This is a genomic window from Streptomyces sp. SudanB52_2052 (genome assembly GCF_964272415.1).
Lineage (GTDB): Bacteria > Actinomycetota > Actinomycetes > Streptomycetales > Streptomycetaceae > Streptomyces > Streptomyces olindensis.
The window spans coordinates 5,149,574-5,163,197 of record NZ_OZ186796.1; the positions used below are offsets into that span (position 1 = coordinate 5,149,574).

15 protein-coding genes and 1 pseudogene are annotated in these 13,624 nt (G+C 73.5%); 7 read left to right on the forward strand and 9 right to left on the reverse strand.

What is annotated here, in order from left to right; translation table 11 throughout:
• Nucleotides 1-104: 104 nt before the first annotated feature.
• Nucleotides 105-455: pseudogene (locus tag ACSUPV_RS22975) on the forward strand (methyltransferase); the annotation flags it as partial.
• Between the two features lie 21 nt (nucleotides 456-476).
• On the opposite strand, the gene ACSUPV_RS22980 reads toward ACSUPV_RS22975, so the two are convergent.
• Genes ACSUPV_RS22980 through ACSUPV_RS22990 form a run of 3 tightly spaced genes read right to left on the reverse strand, consistent with a single transcriptional unit; the run spans nucleotide 477 to nucleotide 4,183 of the window.
• Nucleotides 477-1,100: a flavin reductase family protein gene (locus tag ACSUPV_RS22980; protein WP_436949930.1), complete on the reverse strand. Its 624-nt coding sequence runs from the start codon at nucleotides 1,098-1,100 to the stop codon at nucleotides 477-479.
• A gap of 57 nt (nucleotides 1,101-1,157) precedes the next feature.
• Nucleotides 1,158-1,958, reverse strand: a complete 801-nt coding sequence (locus ACSUPV_RS22985) for an enoyl-CoA hydratase/isomerase family protein (protein WP_436948430.1) — start codon at nucleotides 1,956-1,958, stop codon at nucleotides 1,158-1,160.
• Nucleotides 1,958-4,183: an acetate--CoA ligase family protein gene (locus tag ACSUPV_RS22990; protein ID WP_436948432.1), complete on the reverse strand. Its 2,226-nt coding sequence runs from the start codon at nucleotides 4,181-4,183 to the stop codon at nucleotides 1,958-1,960. Before ACSUPV_RS22990 ends, ACSUPV_RS22985 begins: the two co-directional genes overlap by 1 nt.
• A gap of 116 nt (nucleotides 4,184-4,299) precedes the next feature.
• Here ACSUPV_RS22990 and ACSUPV_RS22995 point away from each other — a divergent pair, with 116 nt between their 5' ends.
• Nucleotides 4,300-5,148: an endonuclease/exonuclease/phosphatase family protein gene (locus ACSUPV_RS22995; protein ID WP_037759595.1), complete on the forward strand. Its 849-nt coding sequence runs from the start codon at nucleotides 4,300-4,302 to the stop codon at nucleotides 5,146-5,148.
• Between the two features lie 86 nt (nucleotides 5,149-5,234).
• Here ACSUPV_RS22995 and ACSUPV_RS23000 read toward each other — a convergent pair whose 3' ends face one another.
• Nucleotides 5,235-6,440, reverse strand: a complete 1,206-nt coding sequence (locus ACSUPV_RS23000; RefSeq protein ID WP_436948434.1) for a flavin-containing monooxygenase — start codon at nucleotides 6,438-6,440, stop codon at nucleotides 5,235-5,237.
• 237 nt (nucleotides 6,441-6,677) lie between these two features.
• Between ACSUPV_RS23000 and ACSUPV_RS23005 the strand changes: the two genes are divergently transcribed.
• From ACSUPV_RS23005 to ACSUPV_RS23025, 5 genes are read left to right on the forward strand one after another with little or no spacing between them, the layout of a single operon-like run.
• A complete protein-coding gene (locus ACSUPV_RS23005; protein WP_031113503.1) occupies nucleotides 6,678-7,127 on the forward strand; it encodes a hypothetical protein in 450 nt (149 codons plus the stop codon).
• A gap of 19 nt (nucleotides 7,128-7,146) precedes the next feature.
• Nucleotides 7,147-7,593 carry a Zn-ribbon domain-containing OB-fold protein gene (locus ACSUPV_RS23010; protein ID WP_436948436.1) on the forward strand — a complete coding sequence of 149 codons (447 nt, stop codon included), beginning with the start codon at nucleotides 7,147-7,149 and terminating at the stop codon, nucleotides 7,591-7,593.
• Between the two features lie 56 nt (nucleotides 7,594-7,649).
• Complete coding sequence (locus tag ACSUPV_RS23015; protein ID WP_031113499.1) at nucleotides 7,650-8,252, forward strand: GNAT family N-acetyltransferase; 603 nt, start codon at nucleotides 7,650-7,652, stop codon at nucleotides 8,250-8,252.
• Nucleotides 8,230-8,448, forward strand: coding sequence for a DUF4287 domain-containing protein (locus ACSUPV_RS23020; RefSeq protein WP_078650705.1), 219 nt, complete (start codon nucleotides 8,230-8,232; stop codon nucleotides 8,446-8,448). The genes ACSUPV_RS23015 and ACSUPV_RS23020 overlap by 23 nt, the downstream gene beginning before the upstream one ends.
• Nucleotides 8,449-8,508: 60 nt before the next feature.
• Nucleotides 8,509-9,366 (forward strand): GNAT family N-acetyltransferase, encoded by an 858-nt coding sequence (locus tag ACSUPV_RS23025; protein WP_436948438.1) that lies wholly within the window; start codon nucleotides 8,509-8,511, stop codon nucleotides 9,364-9,366.
• A 9-nt stretch (nucleotides 9,367-9,375) separates the two neighbouring features.
• On the opposite strand, the gene ACSUPV_RS23030 is transcribed toward ACSUPV_RS23025, so the two are convergent.
• The 5 genes from ACSUPV_RS23030 to ACSUPV_RS23050 all read right to left on the reverse strand — a co-directional run bounded on the left by ACSUPV_RS23030 (nucleotide 9,376) and on the right by ACSUPV_RS23050 (nucleotide 13,575).
• Nucleotides 9,376-10,002: an NADPH-dependent F420 reductase gene (locus tag ACSUPV_RS23030; protein ID WP_037759602.1), complete on the reverse strand. Its 627-nt coding sequence runs from the start codon at nucleotides 10,000-10,002 to the stop codon at nucleotides 9,376-9,378.
• A 111-nt stretch (nucleotides 10,003-10,113) separates the two neighbouring features.
• Nucleotides 10,114-10,779, reverse strand: a complete 666-nt coding sequence (locus ACSUPV_RS23035; protein WP_436948440.1) for a pyridoxine/pyridoxamine 5'-phosphate oxidase — start codon at nucleotides 10,777-10,779, stop codon at nucleotides 10,114-10,116.
• 66 nt (nucleotides 10,780-10,845) lie between these two features.
• On the reverse strand, nucleotides 10,846-11,271 hold the full coding sequence (locus tag ACSUPV_RS23040) for a pyridoxamine 5'-phosphate oxidase family protein (RefSeq protein ID WP_031113493.1): 426 nt from the start codon (nucleotides 11,269-11,271) through the stop codon (nucleotides 10,846-10,848).
• 86 nt (nucleotides 11,272-11,357) lie between these two features.
• Nucleotides 11,358-12,230, reverse strand: coding sequence for an MBL fold metallo-hydrolase (locus ACSUPV_RS23045; RefSeq protein ID WP_436948442.1), 873 nt, complete (start codon nucleotides 12,228-12,230; stop codon nucleotides 11,358-11,360).
• A 175-nt stretch (nucleotides 12,231-12,405) separates the two neighbouring features.
• Nucleotides 12,406-13,575, reverse strand: a complete 1,170-nt coding sequence (locus ACSUPV_RS23050) for a thiolase C-terminal domain-containing protein (protein WP_436948444.1) — start codon at nucleotides 13,573-13,575, stop codon at nucleotides 12,406-12,408.
• Between the last annotated feature and the right edge of the window lie 49 nt (nucleotides 13,576-13,624).

Sequence of the window (13,624 nt, forward strand, 5' to 3'; positions counted from 1 at the left end):
CCGGGCCGGAGTTGACCCTCGCTCCCGATGTCGCCCTCGGGCCGGAGCTTCCCCCCGCCCCCGACGTCGCCCCCGGACCGGAGCTGACCCCCGCCCTCGCCCCCCGCGCCCAACTCGTAGTCTGCAACCCGCCCTGGATCCCCGGCCGTCCCGCCTCCGATCTCGACCTCGGGGTCTATGACGCGGGCGGCGGCATGCTCCGCGGTTTCCTCGACGGGCTCGCCGGGCGGCTGGAACCCGGCGGTGAGGGCTGGCTCGTGCTGTCCGACCTCGCGGAGCGGCTCGGGTTGCGCAGCCGGGAGGCTTTGCTCGCCGCCGTGGAGGGGGCGGGGCTGCGCGTGGTCGACCGGATGGACACGCGTCCCCGGCATCCGCGCGCGAGGGATGCCGACGATCCCCTGCATGCCGTTCGGGCCGCCGAGGTGACGTCCCTCTGGCGGCTGGCCGTCGTCTGACCGGGGACGGGGCGGTCGGGGTCAGAGCTCCGTCAGTCGTGTGAAGCGTCCTCGGTGGAAGAGCAGGGGTTCGTCCTGATCATCATCGTCGCCCGTGCCGAGGGCGTTCACCCGGCCGACCACGATCAGGTGGTCGCCGCCGGTGTGGACGGCGTGGATCGCGCAGTCGATCCAGGCCACGGCACCCGACAGGCGCGGCGAGCCCGACACGGGCGCCGCGTCGTACGGCACGCCCGTGAACTTGTCCGCGCCGCTCACCGCGAAGGCGCGGCACAGCTCGGCCTGGTGGGCGGCCAGGACGTTCACGCAGAAGACGCCGGCCCGTGCGATGCGCGGCCAGGTCGTCGACGTACGGCCGATCATGAAGGCGACCAGGGGCGGGTCGAGGGAGAGGGAGGTGAAGGACTGGCAGGCGAAACCGGCGGGGGAGTCGGCGGGAGTGGCGGGTGGGGCGGTGATCACCGTCACGCCCGTCGCGAAGGTGCCGAGGACGCGGCGGAACTCACGCGGGTCCAGGGGCGCGCGCTCGTCGGTGCCGACGCACCGCAACTCCGGGCGCGGCAGCGGCTCGACGGGCTCCGGGGCGGCGGTGCGGACCTGCCTGAGGTAGCGGACGGCGGCTTCGGCCATGCCTGCTTGTCCCATCACATTCCCCATTGTTTCTGACGTATCGTCAGATAGGAAGGGGTGTGGCGGGTCGGGTCAGTGGCCCCGGAACGCCGGGCTCCGTCGCTCCACGAAGCTCCGCACGCCCTCCCGCGCGTCCGAAGTCGTCATGTTGATCTCCTGCGCGGCGGCCTCGGCGGCGAAGGCGGTGCCGCGGTCGGTGTCGAGGGAGGCGTTGACCAGCTGCTTGGTGAGGGCGAGGGCGCGCGTCGGGCCGGTGGCGAGGCGGTCCGCCCACGCACGGGCCGTCTTGTCCAGGTCCTCGTCGGGGACGACCCGGTTGACCAGACCGAGGCGTTCGGCGTCCGCCGCGGTCAGGGCATCGCCGAAGAACATCAGCTCCTTGGCGCGCTGCGGGCCGACGAGGCGGGGGAGCAGGTAGGCACCGCCCGCGTCGGGGACCAGGCCGCGCCGTACGAACACCTCGATGAAGCGGGCGGACTCGGCCGCGAGGACCAGGTCGCAGGCGAACGCGAGATGCGATCCGAGCCCGGCCGCCGTGCCGTTGACCGCCGCGATCACCGGTTTCTCGCAGTCCAGGACGGCCGCGATCAGACGCTGTGCGCCGGTGCGCAGGGTGCGTGCGACGTCCCCGGCGATCCGCTCGCCCGCGGCCGTGGCCGTGCCCGCGCCCCGCAGGTCCGCGCCCGCGCAGAAACCGCGGCCCGTGCCCGTGAGGACGACGGCGCGTACGGCGGGGTCGGCGGAGGCCTCGGACAGCAGGCCCATGACGCGTTCGCGCTGGTCGGGGGTGAGGGCGTTGAGGGACTCGGGCCGGTTGAGGGTGAGGGTGAGGACGTGGTCGCCGGTGGTGTGCAGCACGTCGGGTTCCGTCATCAGCCGCACACCGCCAGCGCGTCCAGTGCCACGGCGCCCTGCCCCTGCGGCAGCACCATCAACGGGTTGATGTCCAGCTCCGCGAGCCGGTCCCCGAGTTCCAGCGCCATGCGCTGCACGCGCAGGACGACCTCGACGAGGGCGTCCAGGTCGGCCGGCGGGCGGCCCCGGACCCCGTCGAGCAGGGCCCGCCCGCGCAGCCCGGCGAGCATGTCCCGGGCCTGTTCCTCGCCGAAGGGCGGTATGCCCACCGCGGTGTCGCGCAGCACCTCGACCAGGACGCCGCCGAGTCCGACGGTCACGGTCGGGCCGAAGATGTCGTCGTGGCTGACCCCGACGACCGTCTCGACGCCCTGCTCGACCATCTGGCAGACCAGGACGCCGTCCAGCGGGACGTCCTCGTAGCGGGCGATGTCGGTCAGCTCGCGGTACGCGTCGCGGACCTGGCTGGCCGAGGTCAGCCCGATCTTCACCAATCCCAGCTCGGTCTTGTGGGCGATCCGGGCACCCGAGGCCTTCATGACGACCGGGTAGCCGACCAGTCCGGCGGCGCGTACGGCCGCCGCCGCGCTGGTCACCAGCTGCTCGCGCGGTACCCGAATGCCGTACGCCCGCAGCAGCTGCTTCGCCGCGTGCTCGCTCAGCTGCTGCCCGGGTCGCAGGAGTGCCTGCGCCTTGCGGTAGGACGGCGAGGTGGTGCGCGGGGCCTCGTCGAAGGGGGAGTGGTAGGCGGTCGTGAAGCGGTGGTGGGCGAGGTGGGCGCGGACGGCCGTGAGGCAGTTGCCGACCGTGCGGAAGGTGGCCACGCGCGAGGAACCGAGCAGCACCTCGCGGTAGGCCGGCTCGGTGCCGACCGGCGACCCCCACACCACGCACACCAGCTTGTCGGTCCGCTCGGCCGCGTCGACCAGGTCCCGGACGAGCCGGTCGCTGAGCGGAGGGAAGGGCCCGGTGATCGGGCAGATCAGTACGCCCACCTCCGGGTCGTCGAGGATCGCGTCGATGATCTTCCGGCCGCGTTCGTCCCCGACCGGATGCCCGCCGTTGTCCACGGGGTTGGCGACGTTGAGGTACCCGGGTATCCACTGGTGCAGCCGGGCCTGCCTGGCCTCGGACAGCACGGGCAGCCGCAGGCCCGCCTCGGTCGCCAGGTCGGCGACGTGCGCGCCCGTGCCGCCCGAGATCGAGTAGACGACGACCCCGTCGGCGCGCGGCGGGCGCGCCCGGGCCAGCAGGGCCGCCGTGTCCTGGAGTTCGTCGAGGCCGTCGACGCGGATCACCCCGAACTGCCGGAACGCCGCGTCCACCACCGCGTCCGCGCCGGTCAGCTTGCCGGTGTGGGAGGCGGCCGTGCGGGCGCCGGTCTCGGTGCGGCCGACCTTGACCGCGACGACCGGCACGCCGCGCCGGGCGGCCCGGTCGGCGGCGAGCAGGAAGGAGCGGCCGTCCTTCAGCCCCTCCAGGTAGCAGGCGATGGCGCCGACCTCGGGCCGCTCGGCGAAGTAGGAGAGGAAGTCGGCGGTCTCCAGGTCGGCCTCGTTGCCGGTGGGCGCCCAGTGCGAGAGGCGGATGCCGAGTTCCTGGAGGGCGAAGACGGGGCGGCCCTGGTGGCCGGACTGGGTGATCAGCGCGATCGCCGGGCCCTGGAGGTCGTCACGGAACCTTTCGAAGGCGTTGAGGTTGGTGTTCGGCCCCAGCAGCCGCAGCCCGGACCGCTCGACGGCGGCGGCCAGTCGCCGCTGGGCGGCCTCCCCCTCCGGACCCGTCTCGGCGAACCCGGAGGCGAAGACGACGGCGAACCGCGCCTTGGCATCGGCCAGTTCCTCCACCACCGGCAGGGGGTCACCGACGAGGACGACCGCCAGGTCGACCTGCTCGGGCAGGTCGGCCACGGACGGGACGCAGGGGATGCCGAAGACGGCCGGCCGGCTCGGATGCACGGGATACAGTCGGGCGCCGACCCGCTCGGCCCAGTCGGCCAGTTGGCGGGTGATGCCGGTGCGGGGTCGCCCCTCGGTGTCCGAGGCGCCGATCACGGCGACGGAGTGGGGTCGGAAGAAACGGTCCAGATCGGGGACATCGGCGTGCAGGGGGCGCCCGCTGACGTCGATGTCGCCCACCTGGGCCGGCCTGCCGTGCACGGTGGGCCCGGACCGCTCACCACAGGCGATGGCCCGGGCGCGGCGGGAGTCGGTGGTGAGGGTGCCGTGGGTCGATCCAAGCATCGTTCCGCCCGCTCCTGTGAGACAGCCGCTAACTGACGCTCTGTCAGATTATCGGAGCTGACTGAGCATCAGGAATGGTCGGGACCGACCTAAGTTCGTCGTGTCACCCTGGGACCATGAGCGAGCCGACCCCCGTCCTGCGCTTGATGACCATGAACGTGCTGGCGCCGCGGTACGCCGACGGGCCGCGTCGCCGGGCGGTCCTGGTGCGGGAGCTGCGGCGCCGGGACCCGGACGTGCTGGCGCTCCAGGAAGTCACCCGCGCGGACGCGGCAGCCCTCGTCGACGCGGGGTGGCAGGTGGTTCCGCACCCTCGGTGGTCCGCCGACGGCGTGGGAGCCGTGCTGGCGGCACGCCGTCCCTTCGAGCGGACGTGGGCGGACACGCTGGAGGTGACCCGGCGCACGGTACACACCAGTTGGTGCGGGGTCGTCGCCGCCGAGCTGCCGCTTCCGGAACCCCTCGGCCCGGTCCTCGTGGTGCACCACAAGCCGAGCTGGCCCTACGGCTACGAGCGTGAGCGGGAGTTGCAGGCTCTCGCCACCGCCCGCCTCGTCGAGAGGGCCGTCGCCGAACGCCGCATGCGGCACGCGGTCGTGCTCGGTGACTTCGACGCCGAGCCGCACGCCGCCAGCCTGCGGTTCCTCCAGGGGCTGCAGTCCCTCGACGGGACGAGCGTCTGCTTCCAGGACGCCTGGTCGGCCGTGCGACCCGGGGAGCCGGGTCCCACGTTCAGTCCCGGCAACCCGCTCGTACGGCAGGGCGACATGCCCGAGACGTCGGACCGCCGCATCGACTACATCCTGGTCCGGTGCGGCCCCCATGGCCCGACCCTGCGCGTCTCCTCCTGCGAGCGGGTCCTGGTCGAGCCGGTGGACGGCGTGCACGCGAGCGACCACTACGGCCTGGCGGCGGCCCTGACGCTCCCCGACCACCCTCCGGGCCGGTGGGCGGAGGGGGAGTGACGGCGCTGGAGGCCGGCGTGTCGGGCACGTCGAACGATCCGCCCCGGTGGTCTAACCCGGCAGCCGGGACAGTCCGTCCCGGCGGTCTAACCCGGCAGCCGGGACACCCTCCCCGAGCCGTCCCGGGCGATGGCCTTCGCGATCCGTACCGCGTCGATCGCCATCTCGCGGAGGTTGCCGCTGATGGGGTTGGTGAAGCCGGTGAAGTACAGGCCGGGGGCGGTCCTCGGGCTGCGGGCGCCGTGGACGACGGGCCTGCCGCCGGTGTCCAGCACGTCGAGGTGACCGACCAGGCCCTCCAGGGCGCGGACGTACCCGGTGGCGGCGATCACGGCGTCCGGGGAGACGCGGGTGCCGTCGGCGAGGAGGACCTTGCCGCCGTCCTCGAAGCCGTCGACGGCGGCCACGATCTCCACCCTGCCCTTGCGCACGGCGTCGATCAGACCGACGTCCTGCACCGGGATCGCCCCCTGCTTCACCCTGCTGTACAGCCCCGTGTCGGGGCGCGGCAGTCCGTGCGCCGACAGGTCGGGCAGGGCCACCTTCGCCTGCGCCCGGCAGAGCCGGTCGACGAGGCCGACCGGCAGCCGGCGGACGAGGATGCCGCTGTACTGGGCGGCCCAGCCGGCGGTCGAGCGGCGCACGATGTGGGGGGCGGTGCGCACGGCCAGCCGGACCCGGGAGGCGCCGTGCTCCACGAGGTCCACGGCGATCTCGGCACCGGTGTTGCCGACGCCGACGACGAGGACGTCGCGGCCCGCGTACGGCTTGCCGTTGCGGTACTCGCCGGCGTGCAGGAACTCGCCGGTGAAGGCGGAGCGGCCGGGCCAGTCCGGCAGGCGGGGGGTGTGGTTGTAGCCGGTCGCGACGACCACCGCGGCGCCGGTCAGCTCGCGGCCGCCGGTGGCGTGCAGCAGCCAGCCCGTGCCGTCGGGCGTGCGCTCGACGCGGGACACCTCGACGCCGGTGACGATCTCCAGGCGGTGGTGCTCGGCGTACTTCTCCAGGTACCGCACCACGTCGTCGCGGGACACCCACCGCCCGAACCGGCGGGGCATCGGCAGCCCGGGCAGGGCCGACAGGCGGCGGGTGGTGTGCAGGTGCAGCCGGTCGTAGTGGCGGCGCCAGGACGCCCCGACACGGTCGGACTTCTCCAGGACGACGGCCCGTATGCCCCGGGCGCGCAGCGCGTACGCGGCGGAGAGTCCGCCGGGGCCGCCGCCGATGACGTAGACGGGGCGGTCGGGTGGGGGCTGTGCGGAGGAGTGTGTGGGGGGAGTGGAGTCGGCCATGAGCGGGAGCGTAATCACGCACCCGATTGATGGGTCTCGGTCAAGACCGGAATTGATTTCGGATTGATCACGGCTGTAGGGGGAGGGGGTGGGGATGGTGGCGCGATGGGCCTGGTTGTGGCGAGCCGGTGATCATTCCTGACCCGGGGCTACCCGCGGCCGATCCCGGGTCTTGTTGCGGCGCTCGCATCTGACGTACCGTCAGATTCGATGTCGGGCGGCGGCGCGGGAGCACCCATGGACTCGATCTGGCTCACCGGAGCGGAATGGCTGGCCGTGCTGCGGATCGGGCTCGGGCTGTGGTGGCTGGAGAGCTGGCGGCACAAGGACCGCACGGCCTGGTTCGAGCGCGGGACGGGCATCGCGTGGGCGGCCGGGATCGCCGCCGAGCACCGCTGGAGCGCCGTCCGTTCGGGCTTCCGGGTGGCCGTCGCGCCGCACCCGCGTGTGATGGCGTACGTCGTCGTCTACGCGGAACTCGCCCTCGGCCTCGGTCTGATCACCGGGTTCCTGACGCCGATCGCTCTGGCCGGCGGGTTCCTCCTCAACGCCCTCTACTTCACGCTCATGATCCACGATGTCGCCGAGCAGGGGCAGAACTCGATGATGGCGCTGATGTCGGTGGTGGCACTGTTCGGGATGTCCTGGCAGACGTGGTCGCTGGACAGCGCGCTGGGGCTGTTCTGATGACCGGGGGACTGTTCTGATGGCCGGCCGCCACGACCTGCCCGAGGTCGACGCCTTCACCCGGACGTACTGGGACGCGGCCGCCGAGGGCAGGCTGCTGATCCGCCGCTGCCGGGCCTGCGGCCGGGCCCACCACTACCCCCGCGAGTTCTGCCCGCGCTGCTGGAGCGAGGACGTCGCCTGGGAGACGGCGAGCGGCCGGGCCACCCTCTACACCTGGTCCGTCGTCCACCGCAACGACCTGCCGCCCTTCGCGGACCGCACGCCGTACGTCGCCGCCGTGGTGGACCTGGCCGAGGGGCCACGGATGATGACGGAACTGGTCGGGGTGGGGGGTCCGGCGGCTGAGGGGCCGGCAGCGGATCTGTCGGCCGGGGCGGATCTGGAGGTGACGTTCCGGGACGGGATCCCGGTGTTCCGGCCCGCTGCGGGCGGGGAGGGTGGCCGCACGCCACCGGGCGGGTGAACGGCACAGCCCCACTTGCGGGTGAACCGCACAGCCCCACGCGCTTGAATGACCCCATGGCCCCCATACGTGACCACGCCCCGACCGACCCTTTCCCGGAACTCCACGGCCACGGCCTGCGCCTGCGCCCCTGGGACGCCGGGTCCGGCTCCGACGTCGACACGTGGCTGCGCGGCATGCGGGACCCGGAGTTCCGCCGCTGGAACACCCCGCTGCGGCCGGTCGACGACCGCAGGAGCGCCCGGGAATCGCTCCTCGCGCGGGAGCAGAGCGCCGCTGAGGGCACGTCGCTGTCGTTCCGGATCGCCGACGCGCACAGCGACACGGCACTGGGCCACATCGGCGTCAACGAGATCAAGTACCACCTGAAGGTCGCCCGCGTCGGCTACTGGGTGCTCCCCGAGGCCCGCGGCCAGGGCGTCGCCACCCGGGCGCTCCTGCTCGCCGCCCGCTGGGCCTTCGCAGAACTGGGCCTGCACCGGCTGGAGCTGGACCACGCGGTCGGCCACGACGTGTCGTGCCGGATCGCGGAGCGCTGCGGTTTCCCCTACGAGGGCACCCTGCGCGGGGCGATCTTCGCGGAAGGCCGGCACGACGCGTTCCGGGACGCTCACCTGCACGCCCGGCTGTCGACGGATCCGGAGCCGACGGGGCCCTGAGAGCCCGGGGAGCTACTTCCCCTCCATCGAGAAGAAGTACGGCCGGCCGATCGCCGACTGGAAGACGCTCATCCGCACCTCGCCGCTGACCCGGCACAGGGAGCTCGTCGACTGGCTCAAGTCCGAGCACGGTTTGGGGCACGGCCACGCCAACGCCCTCGTGGCCCACACCCTCACCGGGGACAGCGACAAGTGAGCCGCCGTAGCCGCCCGTAAATCCGGGGCGCCGGAACGAGGGACGGCGGCACGATGAGGCATGGACACCGGTAACTGGCACTTCACCCGAGACCTCGACGACTTCCTCGCCCGCGCGGGCGGCTTCCTGCGCTCCCGCCCGGCGCTGCACACCGTCCCGCTGACCGTCACGGAGACGCTGCGCACGCGCGGGCCGCGCGTCTACGGCGACGAGCCACCGGAGTTCGGTGTGCTGGAGCACGACGGGGCGGTCCGGGCGGCCCTCTTCCGCACGCCGCCGCACTGGCTGAATCTCACCGCCCTCACCGCCGAGGAGGCCGTCGCCCTCGCCGCGCGACTGGCCGCCCTCGGACAACGCCTGCCCGGCGTGAACGCCCCCGACGACACCGCCGCCGCCTTCACCGACGCCTGGCGGCGGCACACGGGCGTCACCGCGACGCCGAGACAGCGGCAACGCCTCTACCGGCTCGGCACTCTGACCGTGCCCGGGCCCGTACCGCCCGGCGGGCCCCGGGTCGCCGGCGCGGCGGACCGCGGGCAGCTCATCCGCTGGCACGACGAGTTCAGCGCCGCCGTCGGCCTGGGCACGGTACGGGACTCCGCCGAGTGGGCGGACGCCCGGATCGAGACCGGCACCATCACCTTCTGGGAGGCCCCCGACGGCACACCCGTCGCCATGGCCGGCACCAGCCCCCGGGTCGCCGGCCAGGTGCGCGTCGCCGCGGTCTACACCCCGCCCCACCTCCGCGGCCGGGGCTACGCCGGTGCCGTGACGGCCGAGGTCAGCCGCGCCGCCCGTGCCGCCGGGGCGAAGGAGGTGGTCCTCTTCACGGACCTGGCGAACCCGACCAGCAACGGCCTGTACCAGCGGATCGGGTACCGGCCGGTCGCGGACTTCGCGGTCCACGACTTCGCGTAGGCCGGGGCGTCAGGCGGTGGTTCGGGGGACGACCTTGATGTTGAACGTGTGGGATCCGAGGCCGTTCGCGATGCCCATGAAGAGCAGGGCGAAGTGCTCCTGGCCGCGTGCCGTGGTGATGCCGCCGATGTCCAGCTGGGACGACTCGGGCCAGCCGAGGTCGGTGAGCAGCCGGCCGGTGGTGCGCTTGGCCTCGGCGTCGTCGCCGGAGAGGAAGACGGTGCTCGGGCCGTCCAGGCTGCCCGGGGCGATCATCGCGGTCGAGTCCATGGTGCACAGCGTCTTGACGACGGGCGTTTGCGGGAAGGCTTCCTGGATCTGTTCGGCCAGGCTGCTGTTCGGGTGGGAGAGCTCGGTGTAGTCGTCGGAGAGGCCGACGCCCACGTCGACGAGCACGGTGCCGGCCAGCGCCGGTGCCCCGAGGGAGCGGAGCAGGTCCAGGGAGACGTTGCCCGGGGTGGCGTTGACCAGCACCTCGGCGTGTGCCGCCGTCTCGCCCAGGCCCGCCACGGGCAGGCCCAGGCCGGTCCGCTCCGCAGGCCGGCGGGAGCCGAGGAGTACGTCGTGTCCGGCCGCGCTCCAGCCCTGGGCCAGTGCGCGGGCGACATGTCCGGTGCCGAGTAGTCCGATTCGCATGCTGTGACGCTAACCGGCGTCAGGGGACGGTGGATCGGGCCGCGGGCCCAGCCGCGACCGGCCCAGAGGCGTAGGCCCGAAGTCGGTGGTCCGCGTACGTCAGAAGCCTGTTCAGGGCCACAGCAGCTCCCGCGCCCAGCCCTCCCCGTCACGCCGGTAGCGGAGCCGGACGTGCCGGCGCCGTTCGTCGCCCTGGAAGAACTCGACCTCCTCGGCCCGCAGCCGGTACAGCGTCCAGGACGGCACCGGCGCCCGAGGCTCCCGGGACGCCCGCTCCCACGCCGACTCCGAGGCCCGGGCCAGGTCGTCCAGCGACTCCAGGACCTCGCTCTGCCTCCCGGTCAGCGCCGCCGCCAGCGCACCCGTCGAGCGGGCGTGGAGGTCGCCCTGGGACTCCTCGGAGGGGGCGGCCGAGACGGGGCCGCGCACCCGGACCTGGCGGCCCAGCACCGGCCAGTAGAAGCCGAGCGCGGCGTACGGGCGGGCGGCGAGGTGGCGGCCCTTGCGGCTGCCCGCGTGGGACGCGAAGGACCAGCCCGTCTCGTCCGCGCCGTGCAGCATCACGATCCGCACGTCGGGCAGGCCCGACTCGTCCGAGGTGGCCAGGGACATCGTGTGCGGCTCGGTCTGCCCGGCCGCCACCGCCGCCGCGAACCACTCGGTGAACAGGGGCAGGGGAGCGGCGGGGGCGGTGGCCGGGTCGAGGGGCGGGAGGTGCGTGATCTCCGGGTCCCAGACCCGCAGGGACCTCAGCAGCGCGTGAAGATCGGTTGCCATGCCCCGATTGTCACCGGTGGCGGTGGCGGTGGCGGTGGCGGTGGGGGTGGCGGTGGCGCCAGGGGCTCACACCTGCCCCAGGTCCGACGACACCCACCGCTCCGGCCGCATGCGCAGCACCAGTTGCTCACCGTGGTTCTTGGAGGCGAAGTCCACATAGCCGTCGACCTTCTCAGCCGGCAGGTAGCGCGCCGACAGCTCCCGGAGCTGGTCGAGGGTGGCGGGGGCCGTGTCGACGACCGGGCCCTCGACCGACACGTAGCGGATCGTCGGTTCGAGCCGGTCGACCATCAGGGAGAACCGGCCCGCCGCTTTGATCAGCTCGTACTTGCGGGAGTCGAGGCCGGTCATGATCCAGATGTCGCCGCCGGGCTCGTACTGGTACCAGATCGGCACCGTGAGCGGGGCCCGGCCCGCTCCGGCGTCGACCGCGAGGGCCGCGATGTGCGGCTCGGCAAGGAACTGTTCACGCTCTTCGCGGGTCAGGGCCATTCCGGTCTCCTTCGAACGGGGCGGTCGGTGTGCGGAGCATCACAACGCCCGTGCCGGGGGCGGGTGTTCCCCGGCCTCGTGCGGGTTCACCAGCGGACCGCCGTGAAGTCGACCGGCCGCGGCCGCAGCCGCCGGGTCCGTTCCGCCAGGGACCGCAGCCGCCCGGACATCTCCTCCACGGGCAGGCGGCGCCGGTCGCCGTGGCCCGGCAGCAGCCACTCGAAGCGCAGCCGTCCGGCCACCCCGGCCAGGGAGCGGGCCAGTTCCTCGACGGAGTACCAGGTCACGCTCTCCGCTACTTCCAGATCGCCGGTCGTGCGCGACCAGTAGAAGCTGTCGCCGCTGAAGCAGTACCGGTCGTCCGCGAGGTAGAGCACGGAGCCCCGGGTGTGGCCGGGCAGCGGATACGCGGTGACGCCGTCGCCGATGTCCTGCGGCTCCGTCCCGCGCAGCACCCGGTCCGCGTCCGGCGCGGCGTCCAGGTCGCCCTCGTGGATCCACAGCCGGGCGCCGAAGTGGTCCGCGTAACGGCGGCCGTGCGCGGCGTGGTCGCGGTGGGTGAGCAGGACGTCGGTGACGGGGCCGCCGGCCGCCTCGTACCGGGCCGCGAGGTCACGGCTCCAGCGCGGGGTGTCGATCATCATGGCCGTGCCGGACGGGCGTGCGAGCAGGTAGGAGTTGGCTCCGGCGGTGTGGGCGGAGTTGTGGCCGCACAGCAGCACACCGTCGTCCAGGGGCATCGGGAACGGGTCCAGCGACGGGTCGGGGCGGCCCGATGCCGGGCGGATGGAGCGGGTGGGGCAGGAGAACGCGGCCGCGTGTAACCGCCGTTCCTCCGCGGTGTCCTCGGGCTGCCGCAGGATCCGCGACCGTCCCTCCCGTTCGGTGATCAGCTCGGGTGCCAGTTGCCGGGCCGCGTCGCAGTTGAAGCAACGGTCGTCCACGTACCAGCCGTCCATGGCGGGGCTCCTTCGCGCCGGGGGGTGCGGCCCGGACCTCGGGGCCGCCGGACCAGGGTCCCCATCCGCCGCCCGAACCGGAAGCCCCTGCCGATCTTGTGGTTTCGTCCCTGAGCCCATCTCCCGACCGGCTACGACCGGTGAGGGTATGTGCTGGTTTGTCCGCAGACGGGTCTCACCCCGCCGCCAGCACCACCGTCCCCGACGAGCAGAACCAGCCCCCCGTGCCGGAGGCGACGGCCAGCCGTGGCAGCGCGCCGCCCCTCCGCCGCACCTGCCGCTGTCCGCATTCCCCGCGCAGCTGCCGTACCGCCTCCACCAGCAGGAACAGCCCCCGCATGCCGGGGTGCTGGGCCGACAGCCCGCCCCCGTCGGTGTTCACCGGCAGCGCGCCGCCCTCGACCCGCAGCCGCCCCTTCTCCACGAACGCCCCGCCCTCGCCCTTCCCGCAGAAGCCGAGGTCCTCCAGCGTCACCAGGGTCATGTAGGTGAAGGCGTCGTAGATCTCGGCGAAGTCGACCTCCGTCGGCCGCACTCCCGCCCGGGCGAACGCCAGCCGTCCGCTCACCGCCGCCGGGGACACCGTGAAGTCCGGCCACTCGGACATCGCCGCGTGCGAGACGGACTCCCCGCTCCCCAGCACCCACACCGGCGAGGTGCGGCAGTCCCGTACGTACTCCTCCGCCGCCAGCAGCACCGCGGCCCCGCCGTCGGAACGGAGGCAGCAGTGCAGCTTGGTGAAGGGGTCGGCGATCATGGGGCCGGACAGGACCTCGTCCACCGTGACCGGGGTGCGGAACATGGCCTCCGGATTCAGGGCCGCGTTGGCCCGGGCCTGTACCGCCACCTCCGCGAGCTGCTCGATCGTCGTGCCGTACTCGATCATGTGACGGCGGGCCGCCATGGCGTACTTGGCGATCAGGGTGTGGCCGTAGGGGGCCTCGAACTGCAGCGGGCCGCGCGCGCCGAAGGACAGCGTCCCGGTGCGACGGCCCGCCCTGATGTCCGCCCGGGCCGTGGAGCCGTAGGCGAGCAGCACCACGCGCGCGTGCCCGGCCGCGATCGCGTCCGCCGCGTGGGCCGCCATGACCTCCCAGGTGGAGCCGCCGACCGAGGTGGAGTCGACCCAGGTGGGGCGCAGTCCCAGGTACTCGGCGACCTCGACGGGGGCGAGGGTGCCCAGGCCCGCCGAGGCGAAGCCGTCGACCAGCGACCGGTCCAGGCCCGCGTCGGCCAGGGCGCGGCGGGCGGCCTGGGCGTGCAGGGCGTACGGGGTCGCGTCGTCCACGCGGCCGCAGTCCGAGAGGGCCACGCCGACGACGGCCACTTTCCTCCGGGCAACCATGAATCTGACGGTACATCAGATATGGCCGCCGGCGGGAGCGGCAGGACTC